This window comes from Blautia luti (assembly GCF_033096465.1).
Lineage (GTDB): Bacteria > Bacillota > Clostridia > Lachnospirales > Lachnospiraceae > Blautia_A > Blautia_A luti.
In genome coordinates, this window is the sequence record NZ_AP028156.1 from 2,228,508 (window position 1) to 2,253,258 (window position 24,751).

At 42.2% G+C, this 24,751-nt stretch carries 19 protein-coding genes and 1 tRNA gene; 2 read left to right on the forward strand and 18 right to left on the reverse strand.

Annotated features, from left to right (window positions below):
• Positions 1 to 135: 135 nt before the first annotated feature.
• The 7 genes from R8695_RS10400 to R8695_RS10430 all read right to left on the reverse strand — a co-directional run bounded on the left by R8695_RS10400 (position 136) and on the right by R8695_RS10430 (position 10,030).
• The gene (locus R8695_RS10400) at positions 136 to 795 is read right to left on the reverse strand and encodes a DUF4317 family protein (protein WP_118508783.1); all 660 of its coding nucleotides are present in this window, start codon (positions 793 to 795) and stop codon (positions 136 to 138) included.
• A gap of 12 nt (positions 796 to 807) precedes the next feature.
• Positions 808 to 1,050 (reverse strand): SGNH/GDSL hydrolase family protein, encoded by a 243-nt coding sequence (locus tag R8695_RS10405; RefSeq protein ID WP_154779818.1) that lies wholly within the window; start codon positions 1,048 to 1,050, stop codon positions 808 to 810.
• Between the two features lie 667 nt (positions 1,051 to 1,717).
• A complete protein-coding gene (locus R8695_RS10410; protein WP_154779819.1) occupies positions 1,718 to 4,018 on the reverse strand; it encodes a PTS sugar transporter subunit IIABC in 2,301 nt (766 codons plus the stop codon).
• 439 nt (positions 4,019 to 4,457) lie between these two features.
• Positions 4,458 to 5,030: a Fic family protein gene (locus R8695_RS10415; protein WP_243139465.1), complete on the reverse strand. Its 573-nt coding sequence runs from the start codon at positions 5,028 to 5,030 to the stop codon at positions 4,458 to 4,460.
• Positions 5,031 to 5,267: 237 nt separating this feature from the next.
• Positions 5,268 to 7,898 carry a pyruvate, phosphate dikinase gene (ppdK, locus tag R8695_RS10420; protein WP_055058049.1) on the reverse strand — a complete coding sequence of 877 codons (2,631 nt, stop codon included), beginning with the start codon at positions 7,896 to 7,898 and terminating at the stop codon, positions 5,268 to 5,270.
• Positions 7,899 to 8,262: 364 nt separating this feature from the next.
• Positions 8,263 to 9,519, reverse strand: a complete 1,257-nt coding sequence (locus R8695_RS10425) for a 6-phosphofructokinase (RefSeq protein WP_154779820.1) — start codon at positions 9,517 to 9,519, stop codon at positions 8,263 to 8,265.
• A gap of 361 nt (positions 9,520 to 9,880) precedes the next feature.
• Positions 9,881 to 10,030 carry a hypothetical protein gene (locus R8695_RS10430; RefSeq protein ID WP_154779821.1) on the reverse strand — a complete coding sequence of 50 codons (150 nt, stop codon included), beginning with the start codon at positions 10,028 to 10,030 and terminating at the stop codon, positions 9,881 to 9,883.
• Positions 10,031 to 10,353: 323 nt separating this feature from the next.
• Between R8695_RS10430 and R8695_RS10435 the strand changes: the two genes are divergently transcribed.
• Together R8695_RS10435 and R8695_RS10440 are read left to right on the forward strand one after the other, a co-directional pair.
• Positions 10,354 to 11,232, forward strand: coding sequence for an aldose 1-epimerase family protein (locus R8695_RS10435; RefSeq protein WP_118508777.1), 879 nt, complete (start codon positions 10,354 to 10,356; stop codon positions 11,230 to 11,232).
• 129 nt (positions 11,233 to 11,361) lie between these two features.
• On the forward strand, positions 11,362 to 12,234 hold the full coding sequence (locus R8695_RS10440; RefSeq protein ID WP_118508776.1) for a homocysteine S-methyltransferase family protein: 873 nt from the start codon (positions 11,362 to 11,364) through the stop codon (positions 12,232 to 12,234).
• A 105-nt stretch (positions 12,235 to 12,339) separates the two neighbouring features.
• Here R8695_RS10440 and R8695_RS10445 read toward each other — a convergent pair whose 3' ends face one another.
• The 11 genes from R8695_RS10445 to R8695_RS10495 all read right to left on the reverse strand — a co-directional run bounded on the left by R8695_RS10445 (position 12,340) and on the right by R8695_RS10495 (position 24,741).
• Positions 12,340 to 13,473, reverse strand: coding sequence for a DUF362 domain-containing protein (locus R8695_RS10445; protein ID WP_154779822.1), 1,134 nt, complete (start codon positions 13,471 to 13,473; stop codon positions 12,340 to 12,342).
• 83 nt (positions 13,474 to 13,556) lie between these two features.
• Positions 13,557 to 15,185: a phosphoenolpyruvate--protein phosphotransferase gene (gene ptsP, locus R8695_RS10450; RefSeq protein WP_154779823.1), complete on the reverse strand. Its 1,629-nt coding sequence runs from the start codon at positions 15,183 to 15,185 to the stop codon at positions 13,557 to 13,559.
• A 9-nt stretch (positions 15,186 to 15,194) separates the two neighbouring features.
• The gene (locus R8695_RS10455) at positions 15,195 to 16,229 is read right to left on the reverse strand and encodes a polyamine ABC transporter substrate-binding protein (protein ID WP_154779824.1); all 1,035 of its coding nucleotides are present in this window, start codon (positions 16,227 to 16,229) and stop codon (positions 15,195 to 15,197) included.
• 89 nt (positions 16,230 to 16,318) lie between these two features.
• Complete coding sequence (locus R8695_RS10460) at positions 16,319 to 18,163, reverse strand: extracellular solute-binding protein (protein ID WP_154779825.1); 1,845 nt, start codon at positions 18,161 to 18,163, stop codon at positions 16,319 to 16,321.
• Positions 18,164 to 18,174: 11 nt separating this feature from the next.
• Positions 18,175 to 18,990 (reverse strand): ABC transporter permease, encoded by an 816-nt coding sequence (locus R8695_RS10465; RefSeq protein WP_154779826.1) that lies wholly within the window; start codon positions 18,988 to 18,990, stop codon positions 18,175 to 18,177.
• Positions 18,990 to 20,033 (reverse strand): spermidine/putrescine ABC transporter ATP-binding protein, encoded by a 1,044-nt coding sequence (potA, locus tag R8695_RS10470; protein WP_154779827.1) that lies wholly within the window; start codon positions 20,031 to 20,033, stop codon positions 18,990 to 18,992. The genes R8695_RS10465 and potA overlap by 1 nt, the downstream gene beginning before the upstream one ends.
• Before the next feature lie 25 nt (positions 20,034 to 20,058).
• A complete protein-coding gene (locus R8695_RS10475) occupies positions 20,059 to 20,835 on the reverse strand; it encodes an ABC transporter permease (protein ID WP_118508770.1) in 777 nt (258 codons plus the stop codon).
• Positions 20,832 to 21,686: an ABC transporter permease gene (locus R8695_RS10480; protein WP_154779828.1), complete on the reverse strand. Its 855-nt coding sequence runs from the start codon at positions 21,684 to 21,686 to the stop codon at positions 20,832 to 20,834. The genes R8695_RS10475 and R8695_RS10480 overlap by 4 nt, the downstream gene beginning before the upstream one ends.
• A 1-nt stretch (position 21,687) precedes the next feature.
• A complete protein-coding gene (locus R8695_RS10485) occupies positions 21,688 to 22,761 on the reverse strand; it encodes an ABC transporter ATP-binding protein (RefSeq protein ID WP_154779829.1) in 1,074 nt (357 codons plus the stop codon).
• 4 nt (positions 22,762 to 22,765) lie between these two features.
• On the reverse strand, positions 22,766 to 24,100 hold the full coding sequence (locus tag R8695_RS10490; RefSeq protein WP_154779830.1) for a peptidase dimerization domain-containing protein: 1,335 nt from the start codon (positions 24,098 to 24,100) through the stop codon (positions 22,766 to 22,768).
• Between the two features lie 568 nt (positions 24,101 to 24,668).
• Positions 24,669 to 24,741, reverse strand: a tRNA-Thr gene (locus R8695_RS10495).
• Positions 24,742 to 24,751: the final 10 nt, after the last annotated feature.

Here is a 24,751-nt window from a genome sequence, read left to right on the forward strand (position 1 = left end):
TTATGCTTAGAGCATTTATTACTCTTATTCAGACCATGTAAATTTCTGAGTCTGTTTCAACTTATAAACGAACTCAATTTAGTCATTTTACCTCAAAATGACTAAATTGAATTTCCATCTTTTATAGCACCAACCCTAATTCCTCAATATTTTTTTCAAAAATCCCTCATCTGGTCGATCTGGGTTTTCAAAAAAGATGTCTATTTTCCCAGGCTCTGAGGAGTGATCTTCAAATGCAGGAAAAATGAAGCCACATTTCGGGTTTCCGGCATTATAATCCTTATCTACCGGAGCTACAACACATACCAGAAAACTGTAGACTTCTTCAGATTCCCACTGTTCGCTCTGATCTGAGCCTTTCTTTGGGATATCATATATACCATGATAAATGTATATCCCGAATTCACGTCCATGTAAATGGCTGGTCTTATTCGGTGCATCTTCTGTTCCGCAGATTCCCTCTGCGAGCTGTTCGCAGAGAGTCTGTACCAGCAGGTCATCCTTTAATCCATACTGAGATAATGCCATCAGAAGCTTATGACTACTGTCATATGCCATGTCTCCTGCCGGAAATTTGTAGCATTTTAACTGTTCGTTAGTTTTCGAAAACGGAATTGTCTTTGCAAGATCCAGATTTACCTGCTGGTCATGCTTTCCCATATTCTTAAAGTTTACATTAAATGTATTATCTATAAATCCATCTTCATCTATGTATGCACCTGCTGCACGCATAAAACAATTTCTGGATAATGTCATTCTGCGTGTTAATTCCAGCATGTCATTTCTGTTGATCATATATCTGTACTCCTACTTCTTTAACTTATTTTCTCTGATTGGTTCTTTTACAGAAATTGTGCAATTCGCTCTTTTTCCATACTCTCTCGCAGGTTGAATTCTTTCTACAATTTCGCATGCCGCTGATAATAATATTTTCTCTGCACGCTGTTTGGGCATTTTGGTATATTCTGCCAAAAGTTCCTCAGTCTCTTTCAGGAATCCTTGAAGTTTTTGTTTATTGATCAATTCCTTATTTTTTATATAAGAAAGCATGTTTGCTTCTTTTTTGCAGAAAGAACTTATCCATAATTATTTGCATTTATTTTCATCAAATAGCGTTTACCATCTCTGATAATCCATTTCTTCTTCATTTCTCCATTTACAGAAGATGCTGGAGAAAAAAGTGAAATGTGTTCTTCTGTATCTATCCCCCAGTATCTGTCAACAAATCACCCAACTCCTCTGAGAAATCATTTTCAAAAAATTAATATCCTTCCAGTACAGTTCTTTGAAAATGGGCTGCATCCAGTAATGATCTGTCAGGCTCAGACCATAAGCCGCCAGCATCAGAGATTGAGGTGTTTCCTTATTTAAAACTCTCAGTACCTGCTGAATTCCCTTTCTCGTATCAGGAACTGCACGCATGTTCCACCATTCTATGAGTCCAGTACCATCGGAACCTCATCCGACCGGAAGTTCTTCCGCAACCATAAAGAAGCAGAAAACGACTGGTCCGAACTTTAACTCGTTCATGCCAAAACATCACTAAAGAATAATAGCAAATAAAACCAATTGTAATTTCATTTATTAAAAGAATCGTCAGATATTCATTGATATGCTACTTCATATAGGACTTTTATATTTCATTGTCCTATATAAGAGTAGCATATCATTTGATCATCTAACTGTTCTTTTATTTTGTTATTTCTATTCTATAATATTATTCCAATGTTTCCACCGCAAATAACGGCTCACCAGCCTTGATCTCGCCATTTGCGAGAAGTCTGATTCTCTGGTTATCTTCCGGTTCTGTATCAAGAATCGGGGAGGTGATAGACGGAGCGTTGGCGGTTAGGAACTCTAAATCGAGTTTCATTATCGGCTCTCCTTTTTTCACTTTCTGGCCTTCTGTTACTAGGATTTCGAAGCCTTTTCCTTCCAGTTTTACAGTATCGATTCCCATGTGGAGAAGCATTGGGATGCCGGAATCTGTCTGGAAGCCGATGGCGTGTTTTGCGTCGAAAATGAACTCAACTTCGCCGTCTGCCGGAGCGTATACGGTGTCTTCTGTCGGAGTTACGACTGCACCGTCGCCCATCATTTTTTCTGCAAATCCTTCGTCCGGTGCAGTAGAAAGGTCCGCTGCGATTCCGTCTACCGGGCTGTAAATAATAGCTGTTTTTCTGATTTTTTCTTTTTTTACAGGCGCAAATGTCTTTGCTGCATTATCTGTATTATCTACATTTTCAGTTTCTATATTCTGGTTCTGCACTGCAATGCTGTTACTGTTCTGGCTATCTATATTTTCGGCTGCGTTATTTTCAGCTTCTACTACAGTATTATTCTGTGTTCCTGGTATATTCTTCTGGGTATCCTCCGCAAACTCACTCGGAGCAGTTTCCAGATATTCTTCCAATTTCGCTTTGATAACTGTTACATGAGGACCATAAATAACCTGTACGCCCTGTCCTTTTTTCACGATTCCTCTGGAACCTGTCTGCTTCAGAAGTTCATCACGGACTCTCTCCGGTTCCGCAACTGTGACACGAAGTCTGGTTGCACAACAGTCAACATCTAAGATATTTTTCTTTCCGCCAAGACCTCTGGTGATCAGTTCACTTACCGGATCACTGGAGGTTGTTACAGCTGCACCTGCTGTATTTCCAACCTCTTTTCTCGCATTTACATCTGCTTTTGTATAAAGTTTTGTCTCTGTATCGTCGTCTTCACGTCCCGGAATTTTGAAATCAAATTTCTTGATCATAAATGTAAAGATCACATAGTACAGAATGAAATAAATAATACCCACCGGAATGATTCTCAGCCAGCTTGTCTTTGCATTTCCCTGAAGGATTCCAAACAGGAACAGGTCAAGGAAACCACCTGAAAAAGTAAGTCCTACTGCGATATTCAGCATATGTGCGATCATATAAGCCGCACCTGCCAGAATTACCTGCACTACAAACAGCGCCGGAGCTACGAACAGGAACGAGAATTCCAGTGGCTCTGTGATACCTGTAAACATACATGCCAGTGCTGCGGAAAGAAGAAGTCCGCCTGCTGCTTTTTTCTTCTCAGGTTTTGCGCAGCGGTACATTGCCAGTGCTGCTCCCGGAAGACCGAAGATCATAAAGATAAATTCACCGGAGAAATATCTGGTTGCATCTGCGCTGAAATGTGCTACATTTACAGAATCAGCAAGCTGTGCAAAAAAGATATTCTGTCCGCCCTGTACTATCTGTCCTGCAATTTCCATAGTACCACCGACTGCTGTCTGCCAGAATGGCATATAGAATACATGGTGAAGACCAAACGGAATCAGCGCACGTTTGACGATACCAAAGATTAAAGTTCCAACATAACCGCTGCCTGTTACCAGACCTCCCAGTGCGTAAATACCGTTCTGAACTACCGGCCATACAAAGTACATCAGGATTCCCACAAACATATATATGATCGTGGAAATGATCGGTACAAATCTGGAACCGCCGAAGAATGACAGTGCATTCGGAAGCACGATCTTATGAAAACGGTTATGAAGTGCCGCAACCCCAAGGCCTACGATAATACCGCCAAATACACCCATCTGCAGAGACAGAATCCCGCATACAGAAGTAATGGTTCCTTCCAGTACATCTGCTGCAATCTGCCCATCTGTAGTAATCTCATTGTTGATAAGAAGCATCGCACTGACAGCCACATTCATAACAAAATATGCGATCAGTGCGGAAAGAGCAGCAACCTCTTTCTCTTTCTTCGCCATACCGATGGCAACACCCACTGCAAAAATCAGCGGCAGGTTATCAAATACTGCACTTCCGACCTTATTCATAATAAGCAGAAGCGAATTAAGTAATGTCCCGCTTTCCAGGATATTCTGTAATCCATAGGTAGCAATGGTCGTTTCATTTGTGAAAGAGCTGCCGATACCTAGCAACAGACCTGCAACAGGGAGAATTGCAATCGGAAGCATAAAGGATCTTCCTACACGTTGCAAAACTCCAAAAATTTTGTCTTTCATGTCCTTTGTCTCCTTTTCCTAAAATCATGCAGACAATGTTATCCATATCAATTTTCCCACTCTTCATTATGACTCCAGCAAAGAGCTCCTGCCTGAATAACCGCCTTGTTTTCTGGGAGATTAAAACCTTCTGACAAATGATTATTCCGCGTTTTGCCACAAAAAATGCATCAAAAAAGGCACTAACCCACATAATTCGTTAGTTCTATCTAACTTGTAATCATCATATCATGAAGCCAACACATTATCCAGACCGAAACAGACAGCTCTAATCCATTCAGACAAAGAAAATTATGAAATAAAAAGGACCCCACAGTACAATTGCTCATACTGTGAGGTCCGGTATTACTCCTTTTGTACACTATCACGCTTTTGCGCGAATCTATATAAATCGCTTCCAAAGTTTCCAGAAACCTTAAAATATGGTAGTTTATTATGGTCAAATTGTTATACCCTGTATTGCATTTTGATATAAAAATTGTTTTAGATCTTCCCTTTCACCAGTATTATAATAATCCAACAATAATGAATTAAACTGTTCCATATATTTATCCGTAATGGTCATAATACCAGCGCCGGCCAAAATTAGTATTTTATTTGCAAGCATTAAACTGGTACGCTTATTTCCATCCCAGAAGAACTGTCCTCTTATTCCCCATGTAAAAGCTTTTAACGCTTTATCTGTTGCAGAAGCATTCGTATCATATAAAATATCTGTCAATTCTTCTATTGTTTTCTCTTTGTTGGGAACAGGTGGTTCATAGTCTGTTCCTGAAATACCAACTGTCCCTGTACGAAGTTTTCCCCACTCCAGAGCTTCATTTCTTGCAATATATTCATTCAGCCTGCACCAGTATTCGAATGTAATTTCTTCATTTACTGTATTCAACAGAAACTTCCATGCATCACGCATATTCAAAATTGCCTGAATGTCATCAAGCTGTACATTCGGCACATTAACACCGTTTAATATGGTTTGAGTCTGGGGAAATGTAACTGCTCTGTTTTCCATTTTCATTCCGCAATATACATTCTCATCCCATTTCTTTTTTGCAAGAAATAAACTCTGCTCTGATGTCAAATGAAATTTATCCTCAAATTGCATCATCTCTCACCCAAATCTTTATAATATAGAAACAAATTTCTGTATCAAAAAGACCCTGGAACTTCAGATTTCTCCCAAGTTCCAAGGTCCATTTTACGTTTGGACACTAATCATGCTTTCGCATGAATCTATATTTTATGTTAATTATGCATTCTTCTCAGCGATAGCTGCCTGTGCTGCTGCAAGACGAGCGATCGGTACACGGAATGGTGAGCAGGATACATAGTTAAGACCGATCTTGTGGCAGAATTCTACAGAAGACGGATCTCCACCATGCTCGCCGCAGATACCTACGTGAAGGTTCGGGTTAACCGGTTTGCCGAGTTCGATAGCCATCTTCATCAGCTTGCCAACGCCAACCTGATCCAGTTTTGCAAATGGATCGTTCTCGAAGATCTTAGCGTCATAGTATGCGTTGAGGAATTTACCTGCATCATCACGGGAGAAGCCGTATGTCATCTGAGTAAGGTCGTTTGTACCGAAGCAGAAGAAGTCTGCTTCTTTAGCGATCTCATCAGCTGTAAGAGCTGCTCTCGGGATCTCGATCATTGTACCAACTTCATACTGAAGGTCAGAACCAGCGGCTTTGATCTCAGCATCAGCTGTCTCAACTACGAATTTCTTAACATATTTAAGCTCTTTTACATCGCCAACAAGTGGGATCATGATTTCCGGTTTGATTGTCCAGTCCGGATGAGCTTTCTTAACTTCGATTGCTGCGCGGATAACTGCTGTTGTCTGCATCTTAGCGATTTCAGGATAAGTAACAGCAAGACGGCATCCACGATGTCCCATCATCGGGTTGAACTCATGAAGAGAAGCGATGATAGTCTTAATCTGCTCTACAGTTTTGCCCTGAGCATCTGCAAGTTTCTTGATGTCAGCTTCATCTGTAGGAACGAACTCATGAAGAGGCGGATCCAGGAAACGGATAGTAACAGGGTTACCTTCCAGAGCTTCAAAGAGACCTTTGAAGTCATCCTGCTGATATGGAAGAACTTTTTCAAGTGCTTTCTCTCTCTCTTCTGCTGTTTCGGAGCAGATCATTTCACGGAATGCATCGATACGTCCCTCACCGAAGAACATATGCTCTGTACGGCAAAGACCGATACCTTCTGCACCAAGCTCTACAGCTTTCTTAGCATCTGCAGGAGTATCTGCGTTTGTACGAACTTTCATTGTTCTGTACTTGTCAGCCCATGCCATGATGCGTCCGAACTCACCAGCGATTGTAGCGTCTACAGTCGGGATGATTCCGTCGTAGATGTTACCAGTTGTACCATCGATGGAGATGAAGTCTCCTTCATGGAACTCTTTACCAGCAAGTGTAAATTTCTTGTTTTCTTCGTCCATAGCGATATCACCGCATCCGGATACACAGCACTCACCCATACCACGGGCAACAACTGCTGCGTGAGATGTCATACCACCACGAACTGTCAGGATACCCTGAGCAGATTTCATACCTGTGATGTCTTCTGGAGATGTCTCAAGACGTACAAGTACGACTTTCTCTCCTCTTTCAGCCCATTCAACAGCGTCATCAGCTGTGAATACGATCTTACCGCAAGCAGCTCCAGGAGAAGCGCCAAGGCCTTTGCCCATTGGTGTAGCAGCCTTAAGAGCAGCAGCATCAAACTGTGGGTGAAGAAGAGTATCAAGGTTACGTGGGTCGATCATAGCTACAGCTTCTTCTTCTGTTCTCATTCCCTCATCAACAAGGTCACAAGCGATCTTTAAAGCAGCCTGAGCTGTTCTCTTACCATTACGTGTCTGAAGCATATACAGCTTACCATGCTCTACAGTAAACTCCATATCCTGCATATCTCTGTAGTGTTTCTCAAGTGTTTCGCAAACCTGTTTGAACTGTACGAATGCTTCCGGGAATTTCTGTTCCATTTCAGAGATGTGCATAGGTGTACGAACACCGGCAACAACGTCTTCACCCTGAGCATTTGTAAGGAATTCACCAAACAGACCGTTAGCTCCTGTAGCAGGGTCACGTGTGAAGGCAACACCTGTACCACAGTCATCACCCATGTTACCAAATGCCATCATCTGTACGTTAACTGCAGTACCCCAGGAATATGGGATATCGTTGTCACGACGATATACATTTGCACGTGGGTTGTCCCATGAACGGAATACGGCTTTGATAGCACCCATTAACTGTTCCTTAGGATCAGTTGGGAAATCAGCACCGATTTTTGCTTTATATTCAGCTTTGAACTGTTCAGCTAATTCATGAAGGTCTTCTGCAGTAAGTTCAACATCCTGCTTAACACCTCTTTTAGCTTTCATCTCATCGATAAGTTCTTCGAAATATTTCTTTCCGACTTCCATAACTACATCAGAGTACATCTGGATGAATCTTCTGTAGCAGTCCCATGCCCAACGAGCATTGCCGGATTTTTCAGCAAGTACGTTAACAACGTCTTCATTTAAACCAAGGTTCAGGATAGTATCCATCATACCTGGCATAGAAGCTCTCGCACCAGAACGAACGGAAACAAGCAGAGGATTTTCTTTGTCACCGAATTTCTTTCCGGTAACTCCTTCCATTTTGGTGATTGCTTCCATGATCTGAGCCATGATCTCATCATTGATCTGTCTTCCGTCTTCATAGTACTGAGTACAAGCTTCAGTTGTGATTGTGAAGCCCTGAGGTACAGGAAGACCAAGGTTTGTCATTTCAGCAAGGTTGGCACCTTTACCACCCAGAAGGTTTCTCATATTAGCGTTACCTTCTGTAAACATGTAAACCCATTTTGCCATTTTACATTTTCCTCCTAATTATTGTTCTTTCACACATAAGTAAATATTATAAAATATGTTTCTTATACGCACATAGTTATTTTATAGAGTTTGTGTCGTTTCGTCAAGGTTATTCTGCTAAATTCAGCTAATTTTTTTATACATTCTGCATAATATGATTTATTTTATGATTCCTGTTATTGTTGAGGTTTTTACTGTCCTTTATTTCGGTCTCTTTTTTATTTAAAAAATTTACATAAACGCCAGAAAGAAATCCGGGCATAACGATTCTTTATAAGTCTATTGCAGCAAAAAACAGACAGTAAAACTGGATTTTCCACCGATTTTCCTGTCTGTTGTAATCTTCTGCTTTTATTTCAGTTTATTATTTCTTTCTGCCCTTTTTCAGATTCAGTACCAGATGTCTCGGCATACCATTCACCATGATAGGCTGATAATCACCCTGGATCAGAGGTTTGATGTAATCTACAAAGTCTTTGGTTACATTTGTAGCGTCTTTGTTCATCCAGTCTCTCGGTACTAATTTCTCTTCGTTTGCGATTCTGTGCACATCATAGATACCTGTAGCTGCCATATACGGGTCATCAGAAACACGGTCGATAACAACCATTTTACCTGTGTCCCCTTCATCTGCTGCCTTAACTGCAGCACCTCCTACCATAAATGCTTCGTCGATATCCACTCTGGATGCCATGTGGGAAGCACTTCTCTGTAAGGTGGAAAGCTCCACTGCTCTTGTCTTGCATCCGCACTCTGCTGCCAGGAAATTTGCCAGGTATGTAGCTGTTCCCTGAAGCTGTTTGTGTCCAAATGCATCTACATAGTCTCCTACATTTCCAAGTTCACATACGTATCTGCCGTCTGCAAGCTTGATTCCCTCAGAAACAGCGATAACAATAGAGGATTTTTTCTTAAGAAGGTCTTTTACTTTTGCAAGGAATTTCTCAACATCAAAAGGTACTTCAGGAAGGTAGATCAGATCCGGTCCGTCGCAGTCTTCGGATTTCGCAAGAGCTGTGGCGCCTGTAAGCCATCCGGCATTACGTCCCATGATTTCCATAATGGTGATCATGTTTTTCTTATAAGTCAAACCCTGTGCATCGCGGATCACTTCTTTTGTGGAAGTACCGATATATTTCGCTGCACTCCCGAATCCAGGTGTATGGTCTGTCAGTGCCAGGTCATTGTCTATGGTTTTCGGAACGCCGAGGAACTTCTGGGTCTGTCCTGTAAGGATCGCATAATCAGACAGTTTCTTGATAGTATCCATGGAATCATTTCCGCCGATATAAATGAATGCATCAATGTCCAGCTTATTCAGGATTTCGAAAATCTTTTCATAAATTGCTTTATCTTCATGAATCTCAGGAAGTTTGTAACGGCAGGAACCTAAGAACGCAGATGGTGTTCTCTTCAGTAATTCGATATCCAGTTCTGAATGGATCTGTGTTGATAAGTCAATATACTGTTCATCCAGAAGCCCCTGAATTCCATGAAGCATTCCATATACTTTATCAAATCCACGTTCAATGGCATTCTTGTAAACGCCTGCAAGACTGGAATTAATTACAGCAGTAGGTCCTCCTGATTGTCCAACAATAATATTTCTTTTTTTCGCCATAACAATGACCTCCTTGTTTTCATGTCTTCGTTGTCATGTCTTTTTTGTTATAAGACTTGTTTAGGTGAATTGTAACAAAATTATTGTTGTTAGTCAATGTTTTTTGTTGTTATTATACATATTGTTTTTATTAAACATTATAATATTTTTACATTTTTCGATTTTATAGCAGCGATTTTTATTATTTTTTGTATATTATATTCATTTTAACAAAAAACAAGTTAAAAAGACACTGATATGGAAATTTCCTATACCTGTGTCTCTATACCCTATATGTTTTATCAACATATCAAATCATACGCTTCACTATTGGGTTAAATCCGTCAGATCCAAATGAATTCTTGTTTCTTGTAAAACTGCCTTAATTAGCTGAGTCATCTGTGGAAGCATCTGTTGTATCTGCTGCCTCAGTTGTTATTTTTGTTGTTGAATCTGTTGCTGCAAAAGCAACGTTCATAGAAGTAAATGTCAAAGCTAAACCTAATGCTACTGCTAAATATTTACGTTTCATAATCTCAAGTCCTTTTCTGTTTTTCGTTGATGGTTATGCAATAGTTTGAAATTGCGTTCAAATTGTGACGATTTTCGTAAGAAATTGTGATTTTCCTTACACAAATTATTCCGCATTCAAAAGTGCACAATATTTATATGCAATACGTGTAAAAAGAAATCACACTAACCAAATGATAACTCTATTTGTACTCATTCATACATTGTGTTATACTTAAGAAAATCGCATCAGAAATTTAGAAATATTTTTTCTGACTTTTATCAGTGAATTGCTGTATTAAGATTTTAAGCAATTCAAATACTTATATCAGGGAGGATTCACCTATGCTTCATACAATTGAAAACGACTATCTGAAAGTATCTGTAGATGATCACGGTGCTGAACTTTGCAGCATTTTTGATAAAATACATAACAGAGAAGTGATCTGGCAGGCAGACCCGGCTTACTGGAAACGTCATGCGCCGGTTCTTTTTCCTAATGTAGGCCGTCATTTCGAAGACCATTATCGTATTGATGGAACAGAATATCCGTCCAAACAGCATGGATTCGCCAGAGACAGCGAATTTACCTGCGTAGACATGACTGCTGATTCTATCACACATAAACTGAAATCTTCTGATGCCACAAAAGAAAATTACCCTTATGATTTTGAACTGAAGATCAAACATGTTCTGGAGAAAAATCAGGTCAGTGTTTGCTGGGAAGTCGTAAACCACAGTGATGAAACTATGTACTTCACAATTGGCGGACATCCGGCATTTAATGTTCCTGCCAACGGGAACAATGACAAAAAAGAAGATTATCTTCTGACATTCAACGGCGAAAAATCTCTCACTTATCTGCTTCTTGATCCTGCTTCCGGTACTGCTCTTCCAGATCAGACAAAGACATTGGAACTTACAGACGGCACCTGTCACATTGATGCCCATATGTTCGACAATGATGCATTAATTTTTGATAACCAGATTGAAAAGGCCGGCATTGCTTTTCCTGACGGAACACCTTATCTGGAACTTACCTGCCACCGTTTTCCGAATTTCGGTATCTGGTCTGTTCCCGGTTCTTCATTTGTATGCCTGGAGCCATGGATGGGAAGATGTGACGACTGTGGATTCAAAAATGACCTTTCCGAAAAGTCAAATATCAATGCATTGAATACAGATGAAATTTTTAATGCCTCCTATGAAATAAAAATTTACTAATTTTTCCCATTTATCTCTGCATTGTGCTATAATGGCAAATAGCATTTGCAGACAAAAGAGACAAATGCCTGTTATTGCTTTTCCTATAACTGAAGCGATAACAATTATATGAAACAGGAGGAAATTCCCATGACAAAAGAAGAATTTCAGAAACTGACACAGGATATCGTAGTGCTTGACGGTGCTACCGGTTCCAATCTTATGGCAGCCGGAATGCCAAGAGGAACCTGTACAGAGGCATGGATCATGGAGAACAGGGAAGTTCTTCAGAATCTCCAGAAAGCTTATGTGGAAGCAGGAAGCCAGATCGTATATGCTCCTACTTTCGGCGGCAACCGTTACAGTCTCGGACTCCACGGCCTGCAGGACAAGCTTGCTGAAATGAACCATACACTGGTCAATATTTCCAGAGAAGCTGTCGGACATAAGGTTTACCTTGCCGGTGATATCACTACAACCGGAAAGATGATGGAACCTGCCGGAGACCTCACCTACGAGATGGCATACGAAGCATACTGTGAGCAGATCAAAGTTCTTGAGGATGCCGGTGTTGATCTGATCGCTGCGGAAACCATGATCAATATTGAAGAGACACTGGCTGCCATTGATGCAGCTGCATCTGTAAGTTCTCTTCCTGTAATGTGTACAATGACCGTAGAAGCTGACGGAAGCATTTTCAGCGGAGGAAATGCTGTAGAGGCTGCGATCACCCTTGAGGGTGCCGGTGCCTGCGCAGTTGGTATCAACTGTTCTGTAGGACCTGACCAGCTGGTATCCGTTGTCCGCAATATTAAAGAGAACGTATCTATTCCTGTCATTGCCAAACCTAACGCAGGTATGCCGACAATTGACGATCAGGGAAATGCCATTTACAGCATGAATGCACAGAGTTTCGCAGAACATATGAAAGTTCTGGTTGAGAACGGTGCATCTATCATCGGAGGATGCTGCGGCACAACTCCGGAATTTATCCGTAAAGTGAATAAGATTCTCGGAAGATAATACTTAACTCAAATTATTTACCGCCAAAAAAGCACATGCTTTCAGAAGTGAGAATATCTTCTGTCATGTGCTTTTTTATTTATACTTTCTTTTGTTTCAGATTCTTCACTTTACCTTTATCGCTTTCTTTGGGCACATTTCCTGGCAGCAGAAACACCGGATGCATTTTCTGTAATCATAGACCGGCAGTTTTCCTTTACCTTTTCTGAAATCTACTGCTTTTCCCGGAACCGGGCAGCTCTGGACGCAGATACCACAGCGGACACATTTGTCAGCGTCTATATATGGCTTCTTCTGAAATACCTTTAATGCTCCTGCCATTCTTGTCCAGATATTCTTACGTACTTCGGTACGGTCTACATGAAAATCAGGATTTCCGTACTTCTTTACTGCCTCTGCCATGGAAATCTTCCCATCTGGCGTCAGAAGCGCGATCTCCTCTTCTTTCCATGTACCAAGTCCCATTTTTTCGCCATGATAGTTCGTCGGAACCATTTCCGGTTTCAGGTAGACCAGGCGGCTGAATACACTGTCCAATGCAACCGGATCTGTGGACATCAGCAGCACATTCATCGGAACCGGATCTCCTGAGCCCGGTCCATTGCCTTCCATGGCTAAGATCCCGTCTATCACATACAGCTTTGGTGCCACACATTTATTCAGGTCAATGAGCATTCTGGCAAAGCTGTCTGCACTTGGATACTGTGTGTGTCCTTTCGCCTTATGAAATCCATATATAAAACCATAGCTGTTCTTAACTGCACCTGTAATTCTTTCCAGCGCATGAGTTTTCATCTTACTCAATGAAATTACACAGTCCTGTTCTAACAGTTCTTTTGGCAGGATGAATTCTTTTGCCTGGATTCCCTGCGGATAAACAGTCTTCACACCCTCAGAATAATCAATCGCGGGAATATGATATTTCTCCAAATACATATCCATTCCAGTTCCACGGATCACCGCCTGTGTAGTTCCATGGCCACAGGAATCTGCCAGTACGATATGCTCATATCCATTTTCCCGAAGGATTCTTGCAAAAGCTCCCACTACAACCGGATGTGTGATCACTGCTTTCTCTACTTCTGCCTTTTTCAACAGATTCGGTTTGAGCAAAATCTTTGCATCTTTTGGGATCAGATTTTCCAGACCGCCCAGAAAATCCAGGCCCTGTTTCAGCAACGTATAGATCTTTTCTTCATCATATTCTCTACAGGGAAGTAACACTACCTTACTCTTCATAAAATTCAATACCCCATCATTTTTTCATCATAAGTTAAAAAGCCACTCGTTTTCACACGATATGGCTTTTTGCTGAAAAATTTTTATTTATCATCTCCGGACAGATCTGCCTGTCTCAGCGCTTTTCTCACCGGTAAAATACATGCTGGCACTACAGAAAGACAGTCCACACCCATCCTCAGAAACTCTTCTGTCAGAGCTGTATCTGCTGCAAGTTCCCCACAGATACATACTCGCTTATTCTCCGCATGTCCTGCTTCAATCACCATTTTGATCATGCGCAGTACTGCCGGGTGATGGTCATTATATTTCTTGCGCAGGAGAGGATTCTGTCTGTCCATCGCCAGAGTATACTGGCTCAAGTCATTGGTTCCAAGGCTGAGGAAATCCACTCTTCTTGCGAGCTCGCGGCTGATCATAACTGCTGCCGGAGTCTCAATCATGATTCCGGTCTTTACCTTTTTATACGGAATCTGTTTCTCATCCAGACCTTTTTTTACTTCCCGGATGACTTCATCAATCTCATCCATTTCCTCTTCAGAACTGATCATCGGATACATCAGCGCCAGATTTCCATAAGCACTGGCACGGAAAATAGCGCGAAGCTGTGCCTTAAACATCCTCTTTCTGTCAAGGCAGAGACGTATTCCTCTGTTCCCCATGATGGGATTCGTCTCATCTTGGATATTCAGATATTCCGCCTGTTTGTCAGCACCCAGATCAGCAGTACGGATCACGGCGATCCTGTCGCCCATGGTCTCAGCAATCTTCTTGTATGCCAGAAAAAGTTCATTCTCACGGGGATAATTCTCTCTCCCCAGATACTGAAACTCGCTTCGCAGAAGCCCAATTCCGGATGCTCCGTAATAGACCACACTGTTCAGATCATCCATGTTTCCGATATTGGCATAAATCTCAATTCTTCTGCCATCTTTTGTGATATCCGGTTCTTCTCTTAGTTTCAGAAGCTCTTCCCGTTCTTCCATATCAGCCTGTCTGCGGATCTCATATTCTTTTTTTACTTCTTCATCAGGATTGATATACAGAAATCCTGTGTATCCGTCAACAATGGCTATCTGTCCATCCCACTCTGTGTCCGTATCAATCTCGATCAGTGCCGGTATATTCATGGTCTTTACCAGAATAGCAGCATGTGAAATATCGGAGCCATGATGTGTGACGATCGCCATCAGTTTATCCTTATCCATCTCCATCAGTTCTGTAGGTGTAATACTCTCTGTGACAACGATCACAGGTTCATCACCAAGATCGATCCTCGGGGAAACGCCTCCAAGCTCACTGAGCAGACGGTCTGATATCTCTCGTATATTGGCCAGTCTTTCTTTGATCGCAGGCTCCTCCAGATTTCTGAAAGTAGACAGTATTTCATCTCTGGTAGTCATTACTGCATACGCAGAATTTACTTTTTCATTCTGAATAATACTCTCGATCGCCCGCTGGAAACTCTTTCCCTCCAGCAACTCTTTCTGCCGGAGAAAAAGTTTCGCCTGAGATTCCTGGATGGTGCAGTTCTTCTCGTACAATTCTGTCAGCTGTTCCATCACTCTGGCACGTGCCTGACGGAAAATACCAAGTTCCCCTTTCACATCCGCTATCTCATGCTGGCGTATCTGATATTCACTTCTGTGATAATAAACAATCTTACCGATGGCAATTCCTGAGAAAGCACCGATTCCTTTGTAAATGTCCATTTAAACTCCTTAGTCGCAGGCAGCCTTGAATTCAGTCCAGTTCTTCTGGTACTGTGCGTCTGCTTCCTGGCTTACATTCTGGACGATCTCGCCCTTTGTAACGTCATCCGGAACTACCAGATCCGGATTTACCAGTTCATCTGCTGCTTTATTTGTGCTGTAATAGCCGATATAGTCTGTGCATTTTGCCGCAACTTCCGGCTGCATAATATAATCCATGAAAGAATATGCTGCATCTTTATCCGGTGCTTCACTCGGGATAAACATACCCATGATACCAAAGCCAAGACCTTCTTCCGGATATACCACCTTCAGGTCAGGATTCTCAGCAAGTGCTGCTGTTACCTGTGAAGTGTAAAGGAATCCTACGCTTGCCTCTCCATTAAGAAGTGCATTCTGCGTATTATCATCCTGGATCAGACGTACGTTCGGAGCAAGTTCCAGAAGTTTCTCTCCTGTTTTCTTGATCACATCTACATCCTGTTCATTCATACTCTCTCCCATGGAAAGCTGAGTGATACCATTGATCACACGATAGTTTGCTGTCAGAGCAATGCTGTCTTCAAGAGAGGAATCCCAAAGGTCTTTGTAACCTTTGATGTCAATTTCAACCTGCTCCGGATCATAAACGATCAGAGGGATACCTGCTCCATAAGGAACTGTGTATTCATCATCCGGATCATAGAACTGTCCCTGATACAACGAATTAATGTTTCCGATGTTCTCCAGAGAATCTTTGTCAAGTTTCTCTGCAAGTCCTTCCTGGATCGCAGTTTCCAGAATGTAATCATCTGCGATTACGATATCATAGTCGCCACCCTTTGACATGGAAAGCTTCTCAAGCATTGTTTCATCTGTATCAAAGTTTGAGTAAACAACTTTCACACCTGTCTCTTTTTCGAAGTCATCGAGAACTTCCTGAGGGAACATTCCCTCCCAGGTAAAGAGAACAAGTTCTTTATCATCGCCTGCATCTTTGAATCCGGTGAATGCTGTTCCTGCCATTAATGCACACATCACTACTGCAAGTACTCTTTTTTTCATAAATGATCTCCCTTCTTATGCTCTGCATTGTTGTCTATATCAGCCACTGTCCGCCTTCCACCGTATCGGCAGACAGCGACTATCCTTTTTTACTTTGCTTTTACTTTTGTCCAGAGTTCCGCAAATTTCTGCTTGATCTTTGGCTTCTGATAAGCAAAGATTTCGTTATTCGGGTTGGTTGTATCCGGAATATAAGAACTGATCCCGGCATAGTCCCCCTCCTTCATGGTTTCAAAAGCACTCTTCACTGTAGAAGTATACCCTACTTCTTCCGTATTGGAAAGAGCAGATTTATCACTGATCATAAAATCAATAAATTCATGGGCAAGCTGTACTTCGCTGCAGTCCTTTGTGATAACCATTGCATCATACCATCTGTTGGTTCCCTGTTCCGGTGTGAAGTAGTCCAGATTCGGGTTCTCACTGATAATATAAGATGCATCTCCTGAGTAAACAACTGCCAGAGCCTTGTTTCCTGAGATCATATTGTCGATCACATCATCGCCTGCGTAGATCGGGTCCATGGTATCACGCTGATCGATCAGCCACTGATACGCTTCCTCGATCTCAGCTTCATTGGTGGTATTCATGGAATATCCAAGTGCCTTTAATGCTATCATAAAGGAATCTCGTTCAGAATCATACATGTAAATATTTCCTTTATATTTTTGATTGCGCAGAAGTTCCCATCCCTCTTTTAAATCAGCCTCATCTACTACCGTCTTATCATAAAGGATTCCTACTGTTCCCCAGAAATACGGGCAGGAATAACGGTTGCCCGGATCATAGCTCTGGTTCATGACATCGTCCAACAGATTTTTCTTGTTCGGAATTTCATTCCAGTCAAGAGCCTGCAAGTATTCCTCTTTGATCAGTCTTTCGATCATGTAATCGGACGGAACCAGTACATCATAAGTCTCACCGCTGGAAAGTTTCGTGTACATCATTTCATTTGACTCAAAAGTCTCGTACACAACCGTACAGTTGTACTCTTTCTCAAATTCATCAATAAGAGACAGATCCATATATTCTCCTGCATTATAAACTTTCAGCACATGTGTGGATTTCGTCACAAATCCCCATTTAACAAGGCCTGCTGTAACTGCAATGACCAGAACTACAGATATGATTTTTACTGCTTTCTGATTCAGTTTCTTTGCCTTATTTCTCAGCTTCGGAATCACATTTGCCAGAAGCAGTACCACAACGATGACTACGATCACGATGGTTGACAGGGCATTGATGGTAGGATTGATACGCTTCGTCATATTATATACAACAATAGAGATATTTTTTACACCATTTCCTGATACGAAATAAGAAATTACGAAATCGTCAAAGGACATGGTAAATGCAAGTAAAGCACCTGCAAAAATACCCTCTTTGATCATCGGCACAATAACCTTTGTCAGAGCCTGAAAAGGAGTTGCACCAAGGTCCATGGCTGCATTTGCCATGTTCGGATCCAGTGCTCTTACCCTCGGGTAAACGCTGGTAATTACATACGGAGTACAGAATGCAATATGTGCCAGCAGCATAGTCAGGTACCCTTTCCTGAATCCAAGAGAAGAAAACAACAGCATCAGGCTGATAGCAGTTACGATCTCCGGGTTCAGGATCGGAATATTATTAATGTTTAAAAGCAGTTCCTTGATCACTTTCTTTGACTTGGATAAACCAATCGCTGTAATAGTTCCAAGTATCGTAGAAACAATTGTTGCGATGATCGCAATGGTAACAGATACATAAACCGCCTTAATTACTTCCCCGTTACCGAGAAGTTCCTCATACCAGCGCAGGGAAAATCCTGTAAATCTGGTCAGTGACTTGGATGAGTTAAAAGAAAAGATCATCGTCACCAGGATCGGCAGGTAAAAGAAAGCAAGGCAGAGTACTACATATAACATTGAGAAAAATTTATTTTTACGTTTCATGCCGTCCTCCCTTATTCGTCTTTATCCATCTTCTTCATCAGGCTCATAAAGACCAGAATGAGCACTGCCAGAATCAGAGAAATGGCGCTGCCGAAGTTCCAGTCACCTACAGAGATAAACTGTGATTCGATCAAGTTACCGATGAGCATGTACTGTCCGCCACCCAAAAGCTTCGGAATAACGAAAGTAGAGATTGACAGCAGGAATACCATCATGATCCCGTTAAGTACACCAGGGATGGACAACTTCCAGATCACCTTTGTGAAAGTCTGAAATCGATTGGCCCCCAGATCATAAGCTGCCTCAATAAACGACTTGTCCATTTTGCTCAAAGATGTATGAATCGGAATGATCATAAACGGCATGAAATTACAGACCAGACCGACCACTACGGAAAAATCTGTATACATCATTGTAACCGGTGAAATTCCCAAAAATCCCAGAAGATGATTAATAATGCCATTGTCGGACAGCAAATTCATCCACGCATAAGTACGAAGAAGCATATTGATCCATTCGGGAATGGTTACCAGCAGGATCAAAAAGCTCTGGGATTTCTCAGGACACTTGGAAATAATATATGCCAGTGGATATCCAAGTCCCAGACAGATCACTGTAGTCAGGATACCCAGCTTAAATGATTTGAAGATCACACTCATATAAGTGGCTTCCAGAAATTTCCTGAAGTTTTCAAAAGTGAAGGAAAAGGTCAGAACCTCATTTCCATCCTCTGTAAAAGCGTAAAGAGCGATCAGTATCAGCGGGATGACAATGATCACAAACGCCCATACCAGATAAGGTTTTATCATATTCTTGTACTGTTTCATCAGTAGCTTCCCATTCTGTACATAACATGGATGTCTTCAGGCCCGAATTTCAGTCCCACTTCCCTTCCGACTTCCGCATAATCTGTGGTATGAACCATATAAGTACGAAGTTTTGTTTCAATAAGGATCTCATAATGTACACCCTTGAACGTAATATTCCGCACGATTCCCCTGATCTTCGCCTGATCCGGATCTACGATATCCAGATCCTCCGGTCTTAACACTACTTCAATCTCTTCATTATCTTCGAATCCTTTATCCACACATTCAAATTCAAAGCCATCAAATTTAACCAGATAATCCTTTACCATGATTCCTTCTATAATATTGGACTCACCGATAAAGCTTGCCACAAAACGGTTCTCCGGTTCATTATAGATATCTGTAGGTGATCCGATCTGCTGGATCTCACCGTTATTCATAACTACCACCGTATCAGACATGGACAGGGCTTCTTCCTGATCATGAGTAACATAGATAAAAGTGATCCCTACTTCCTGCTGGATCTTTTTCAGTTCTACCTGCATCTGCTTACGGATCTTCGCATCCAGTGCACCTAAAGGCTCATCCAGAAGAAGGACTTTCGGCTCATTTACCAGAGCTCTTGCAATGGCCACACGCTGCTGTTGTCCACCGGAGAGCAGGGTAACGTCTCTTTTTTGGAAACCTTCCAGTCCTACCATCTTCAGCATACGCTCTACTTTCTGGGCGATCACAGTCTTATCCACTTTCTTCAGGTTCAGACCGAAACCTATATTTTCTGCCACATTCAGATGGGGGAAAAGTGCATACTTCTGAAATACTGTATTTACCTCTCTCTTATAAGGGGGGAGCTTGGAGATCTCTATCCCGTTAAACAGCACTTCACCGTCGCTTGGCTCCTCAAAACCGGCAATGATACGCAGTGTGGTTGTTTTTCCACATCCGCTTGGACCAAGAAGGGTCAGGAATTCCTTTTCATAGATATCCAGATTGATTCCGCGCAGAACCTGCTGGTCATCAAAATTCTTGGTCAGATTTTTTAACTCAATCAGTTTGTTCATCGTCTCTTCCTTCCTCATAATGTATTTATTTATGCCTCTTCTTCGTAAGCAGAGAATAAATCAGAAAAATGATCAGTGTCACAGCCAGCAGGATCGTACATAATGCATTGATCTCCGGTGTTACTCCGGTTTTCAGCTGTGTATACACTTTGATCGGTAAAGTGGACAAACGAGGTCCATTTACAAAAATGCTGATCACCACATCATCCATAGACATGGCAAATGCCAGAAGGGATCCTGAGATCACAGCAGGCATGATCAGCGGCAGTGTGATATCCCAGAATGCCCGCAAAGGCCCTGCTCCCAGATCCCTGGCTGCTTCTTCCAGGGACGGATCCATTCCTACCAGTCTTGCTTTCACCTCCATGAGAATATAAGGCACACAGAAAACTGTATGTCCGATCAGAAGGGTCAGCATTCCGAATGGAAGGTTCAGCATATAAAAGAACGCCATCAGGACCATACCTAAAATGATCTCCGGGATCATAAGTGGAAGTATGGAAATATATTCCAGCGCATCTTTGCTCTTCCAGTGGATCCTGGAAAGTCCCACTGCTCCCAGAGTTCCGATCACCGCACTGACCAGACAGCTTAATACCCCAAGCACCAGACTGTTAACAAGTGCTTCCAGCATTGCGCTGTCATGGATCAGTTCCTGGTACCATTTCAGGGAAAAACCGGTCAGTTTCACCGGAAGTCTGGACTCATTAAAGGAAAATATCACCACAACTGCAATGGGCAGATACATCAGAAAAAAGATCAATCCCATATAAAAATGTTCAAATTTTGTACTCTTTTTCATCCGATTCCCTCCAGTTCTCTGGCATTGGAAACTTTCCTGTAGATCATGATCATAACAGTTGTAAGAACCATCATCACCACTGCCAGCGCTGCTGCAAAAGGCCAGTTGCTTCCCCTGGTCATCTGATCCTGGATCAGACTTCCGACAAGCACTATTTTATTTCCACCAAGGATATCTGCAATAAAAAACAGTCCCATAGACGGTACAAAAGTAAGGATCACTCCTGACAGAAGTCCGGGCAGTGTAAGTTTCAACGTAACTGTAAAAAATGCCTGCACCCTGGACGCTCCCAAATCACGTGCAGCCTCCACATAAGACCAGTCCAGCTTTTCTGCGCTGGAATATACAGACATGATCATAAAAGGCAGCAATACATAGATCATTCCCACCACAATAGCAGGATAACTGTATAAAATAGCCAGCGGCTTTTTTATCAGCCCCAGTTTCATAAGAACGAAATTCAGCAGTCCCTTTTTCTGAAGAATAATGATCCATCCATAAAGACGTATCAGGGAATTCACCCAGAAAGGAAGCGTCAGAAGCAGATGTGCTTTCTTTTTCCTGTGTTCCGGAAGTTTCGCCATAAAGTATCCGAATGGATAGCCGATCAACACGATCGCCGCCGTACTTGTCAGTGCCAGCTTTAATGATTCCACAAATGTATTCAGATATACAGGTTCCAGAATATTCTTATAATTATCCAGTGTAAATTTCCATGTCACTCCGTAACCTCTGTTAGGTGTGGCGAAACTTAATGCCACCACATAAAGCAGCGGACAGATCACAAATACTATGGTGAAGATATACAGGGGAAGGGCCATCCATGCAGAGCTGTTTTTCTGCTTTTTCATATCACGCCCTCCTGTCCACCAGCACTGCAGAAGATGGATGAAATCCCCAGCTTACCTGCTGTCCTTCTTCTACTGTCACATCAATCCCATATCTGCTGGCGATAAGCCTGGTTCCATCTGCAAGTCCCAGCGTAACCCGAAGCTGTCCGCCTGCGAAATTTTTCTCCAGAACTTTTGCCTTTAATCCACTGCTGACCTTCTCATTCAGAATAATATTCTCACTGCGGATCGCAATGGTAACGTTCTCACCTTTTTTCGGCTTATCCTCCGGTGCCAGTACAGAAACTGTATCATTTCCAATCTGTACAGATACCAGATCCTTACCTGTTTCCGTTACCACTCCTTTCAGAATGTTGGCATTTCCCACAAAAGCAGCCACATAACTGGTTTCCGGATGATTATAAATCTCATCCGGTGTGCCGATCTGCTCAATCTGTCCGTGATTCATAACTGCGATTCTGTCAGACATATTGATGGCTTCTTCCTGATCATGGGTGATATAGATAAAAGTCAGCCCCAGCTTCTTCTGCAGATGCTTTAATTCGATCTGCATGGCTCTGCGAAGCTGCAGATCCAATGCCCCCAGAGGTTCATCCAGAAGTAAAACCTTGGGATTATTCACCAGTGCCCTGGCAATGGCTACGCGCTGTTTCTGTCCACCGGATAGCTCAGAAGGTTGTCTTTTTCCATATCCTTCCAGCTGAACCAGTTCCAGCATTTCGTTTACCCTTTTTTTTATCTCTGCTCTGGGAACTTTTTTCAGTTTCAGTCCATATCCGATATTTTCCACTACATTCATATGGGGAAAAAGAGCATAATTCTGAAATACAGTATTTACATCCCTTTCATTGGGCGCCAGGTTCGTCACTTCCCTGCCGTCCAGCCATACGCTTCCTTCATCCGGCTGTTCCAACCCTGCAATGATACGCAGAGTGGTTGTCTTTCCACATCCGGAAGAACCTAACAGGGTGATGAATTCCCCTTTTTCAATAGTCAGATCAATGTTATTCAGAACCGTTTCCTCAGATGTGAAACTTTTTTTGATATTCCTTAATTCCAGTGAGATTTCTGCCATATTTTTATGCCTCCTGTTTTCGGGAATCTGCTGTCTCTGTCTTCAGGCTGTTTTCAACATATCTGCAGTAACCTTCCCGATCAAATACCGGCTGGAATCCCTGTATGATCTCTTTCGCCTGGATGGCATCTTCTTTCAACAGTTTGTATACTGTAAGTGCGATCATTTTCGCAGGCAGGATATAGGCCTTTTCTTCATCTGTGATCCTGAAATCAGTTCCGTGAAGCTTTCCTTCGAAACCATTAAAAGTGAAATTTACCACAGGAAAAAGATGCGTCAGGTCTCCTACATCTGTACACGCATTATTAAAATCATATTCTGTGACTTCCCGGAAAGAAACGCCCAGCTGGCTGGCTGATTCGATCAATGCCTGGTCTGCCTTTCTCCAGCGTATGGGCATATACCCCTGCAAAGGCTCTGTTTCAATTCTGCCTCCAAATGCATAAGCAGCTCCCTCATACGCTCTGTTTACCATATTCATCGTATGCTCGATGCATTCCAGGGAACCTGCACGTACCTTTGTCTCGATCACAGCCTCGTCCGGAACACTGTTTATCACATCTCCGGCCTTTCGGATCACATTATGAAGTCTTACATGATCCTCTTCCCGGAAAGTTTCCCGCATCAGTCCCATCATCTGTATGGCACTTGAGGTAATGCTCAGTGCATTGACACCATCCCAGGGATCAATGGCTGCGTGGGCCGCCTTCCCTCTTACTGTGACCCGTTCTGCTGCATATCCGTTACATGCAGGGTTTCCCAGATACAGGTCTTCTGATACAGGAACCATGTGTACATGAGTCGTCATCATGATATCTGTTCTGTCAAAAGCCCCTGTACGGATCAGCTCACTTTTTCCTGATCCCGGGAAACCGATGCCCTCTTTTTTCAGGCGTTTGCGTTTATCTGCATCTATATATTCTTCTGCCGGAACGGCAAAAAAAGATACGGACCCAGACAGAGAAGCTCTCACTTCTTCATCGGCTAATGCCAATGCTGCGCCAATCATGGCTGCAAGCTGTGCGTGGTGTCCGCATGCATGTGCTGTTTGATTATGGGGATCCGCCATTGGATGAGTTCTGCATCCGATCGCATCCATTTCACCAATTACAGTGATATTTGGTCCATCCTGTTCCATCCAATCTGCGCGTACTCCTGTACGTGCAAGGTCTGTATGTACCTCCAGACCCAGGTCACGCAGAACAGCCGCAGTTTTCGCTGCGGTTCTCTCTTCTTCAAATCCTGGTTCCGGATGTCCGGCAATATCACTTGCAAAGGCAATGATCTCATCTTTATGTGAATCGATGATACGTATGATCTTTTCTTCTTCTCTGGTCAATTCCACTGCCTCCTTTTGCTAAAATCTTTTATGAAAAAATATCCACAGATACAAGAAAAACCGGAAATCAACCTTTATTTTCGTTGGATTTCCGGTTAGTTTTATTTTCAATCCAAAGTTATCTTAATGGATGAAACGCAGATTGTCAAGGAGTTTTTATCTGTGTATACGGCTGTCTTTCTTTTTGTGCGTATTCAGCAGCAGATAGGCAGCCACACAGATGATCACTGACAGCAATTACCCTGTGGCCGTAGCAAGCCCCATGGAAAGCAGAGTCTGAGGACACAGCCGGATGTAAGATTTCTTTCCATGATATCATAAACTCCTCTCATTTGTCGTCTAAATTAGAATAAACCTTACAACCGTTGTAGAGTCAAGTAAATCAAGTGAATATTCACACTCTCCTTCACTGCTTACTCTTCCAATTATGTAATTCTGCAATAAGTTCTCCGGTTGTGGTAAAGATAGGGGTAGAAATTTTATTTTATATAAATTATATCGTATTGTATAAACGTAAGAAATCCCGTAAGCCCTTGATTCTACTGGGTTTACGGGATTTAAAAAGTCAAGCTGAAAATGAGACTCGAACTCACGACCCCTTCATTACGAGTGAAGTGCTCTACCGACTGAGCTATTTCAGCTTATGCTGCA

Coding starts and splice junctions, on each gene's coding strand:
- R8695_RS10465 (WP_154779826.1), bottom strand. CDS start 18,990: ATGAAACAGTACAAGAATATGATAAAACCTTATCTGGTATGGGCGTTT.
- R8695_RS10435 (WP_118508777.1), top strand. CDS start 10,354: ATGCTTCATACAATTGAAAACGACTATCTGAAAGTATCTGTAGATGAT.
- R8695_RS10480 (WP_154779828.1), bottom strand. CDS start 21,686: ATGAAAAAGCAGAAAAACAGCTCTGCATGGATGGCCCTTCCCCTGTAT.
- ptsP (WP_154779823.1), bottom strand. CDS start 15,185: ATGGACATTTACAAAGGAATCGGTGCTTTCTCAGGAATTGCCATCGGT.
- ppdK (WP_055058049.1), bottom strand. CDS start 7,898: ATGGCAAAATGGGTTTACATGTTTACAGAAGGTAACGCTAATATGAGA.
- R8695_RS10455 (WP_154779824.1), bottom strand. CDS start 16,229: ATGAAAAAAAGAGTACTTGCAGTAGTGATGTGTGCATTAATGGCAGGA.
- R8695_RS10430 (WP_154779821.1), bottom strand. CDS start 10,030: ATGAAACGTAAATATTTAGCAGTAGCATTAGGTTTAGCTTTGACATTT.
- R8695_RS10475 (WP_118508770.1), bottom strand. CDS start 20,835: ATGAAAAAGAGTACAAAATTTGAACATTTTTATATGGGATTGATCTTT.
- R8695_RS10445 (WP_154779822.1), bottom strand. CDS start 13,473: ATGAAGAGTAAGGTAGTGTTACTTCCCTGTAGAGAATATGATGAAGAA.
- R8695_RS10485 (WP_154779829.1), bottom strand. CDS start 22,761: ATGGCAGAAATCTCACTGGAATTAAGGAATATCAAAAAAAGTTTCACA.
- R8695_RS10400 (WP_118508783.1), bottom strand. CDS start 795: ATGATCAACAGAAATGACATGCTGGAATTAACACGCAGAATGACATTA.
- R8695_RS10415 (WP_243139465.1), bottom strand. CDS start 5,030: ATGGAAAACAGAGCAGTTACATTTCCCCAGACTCAAACCATATTAAAC.
- R8695_RS10460 (WP_154779825.1), bottom strand. CDS start 18,163: ATGAAACGTAAAAATAAATTTTTCTCAATGTTATATGTAGTACTCTGC.
- R8695_RS10405 (WP_154779818.1), bottom strand. CDS start 1,050: ATGCTTTCTTATATAAAAAATAAGGAATTGATCAATAAACAAAAACTT.
- R8695_RS10410 (WP_154779819.1), bottom strand. CDS start 4,018: ATGAAAGACAAAATTTTTGGAGTTTTGCAACGTGTAGGAAGATCCTTT.
- R8695_RS10425 (WP_154779820.1), bottom strand. CDS start 9,519: ATGGCGAAAAAAAGAAATATTATTGTTGGACAATCAGGAGGACCTACT.
- potA (WP_154779827.1), bottom strand. CDS start 20,033: ATGAACAAACTGATTGAGTTAAAAAATCTGACCAAGAATTTTGATGAC.
- R8695_RS10440 (WP_118508776.1), top strand. CDS start 11,362: ATGACAAAAGAAGAATTTCAGAAACTGACACAGGATATCGTAGTGCTT.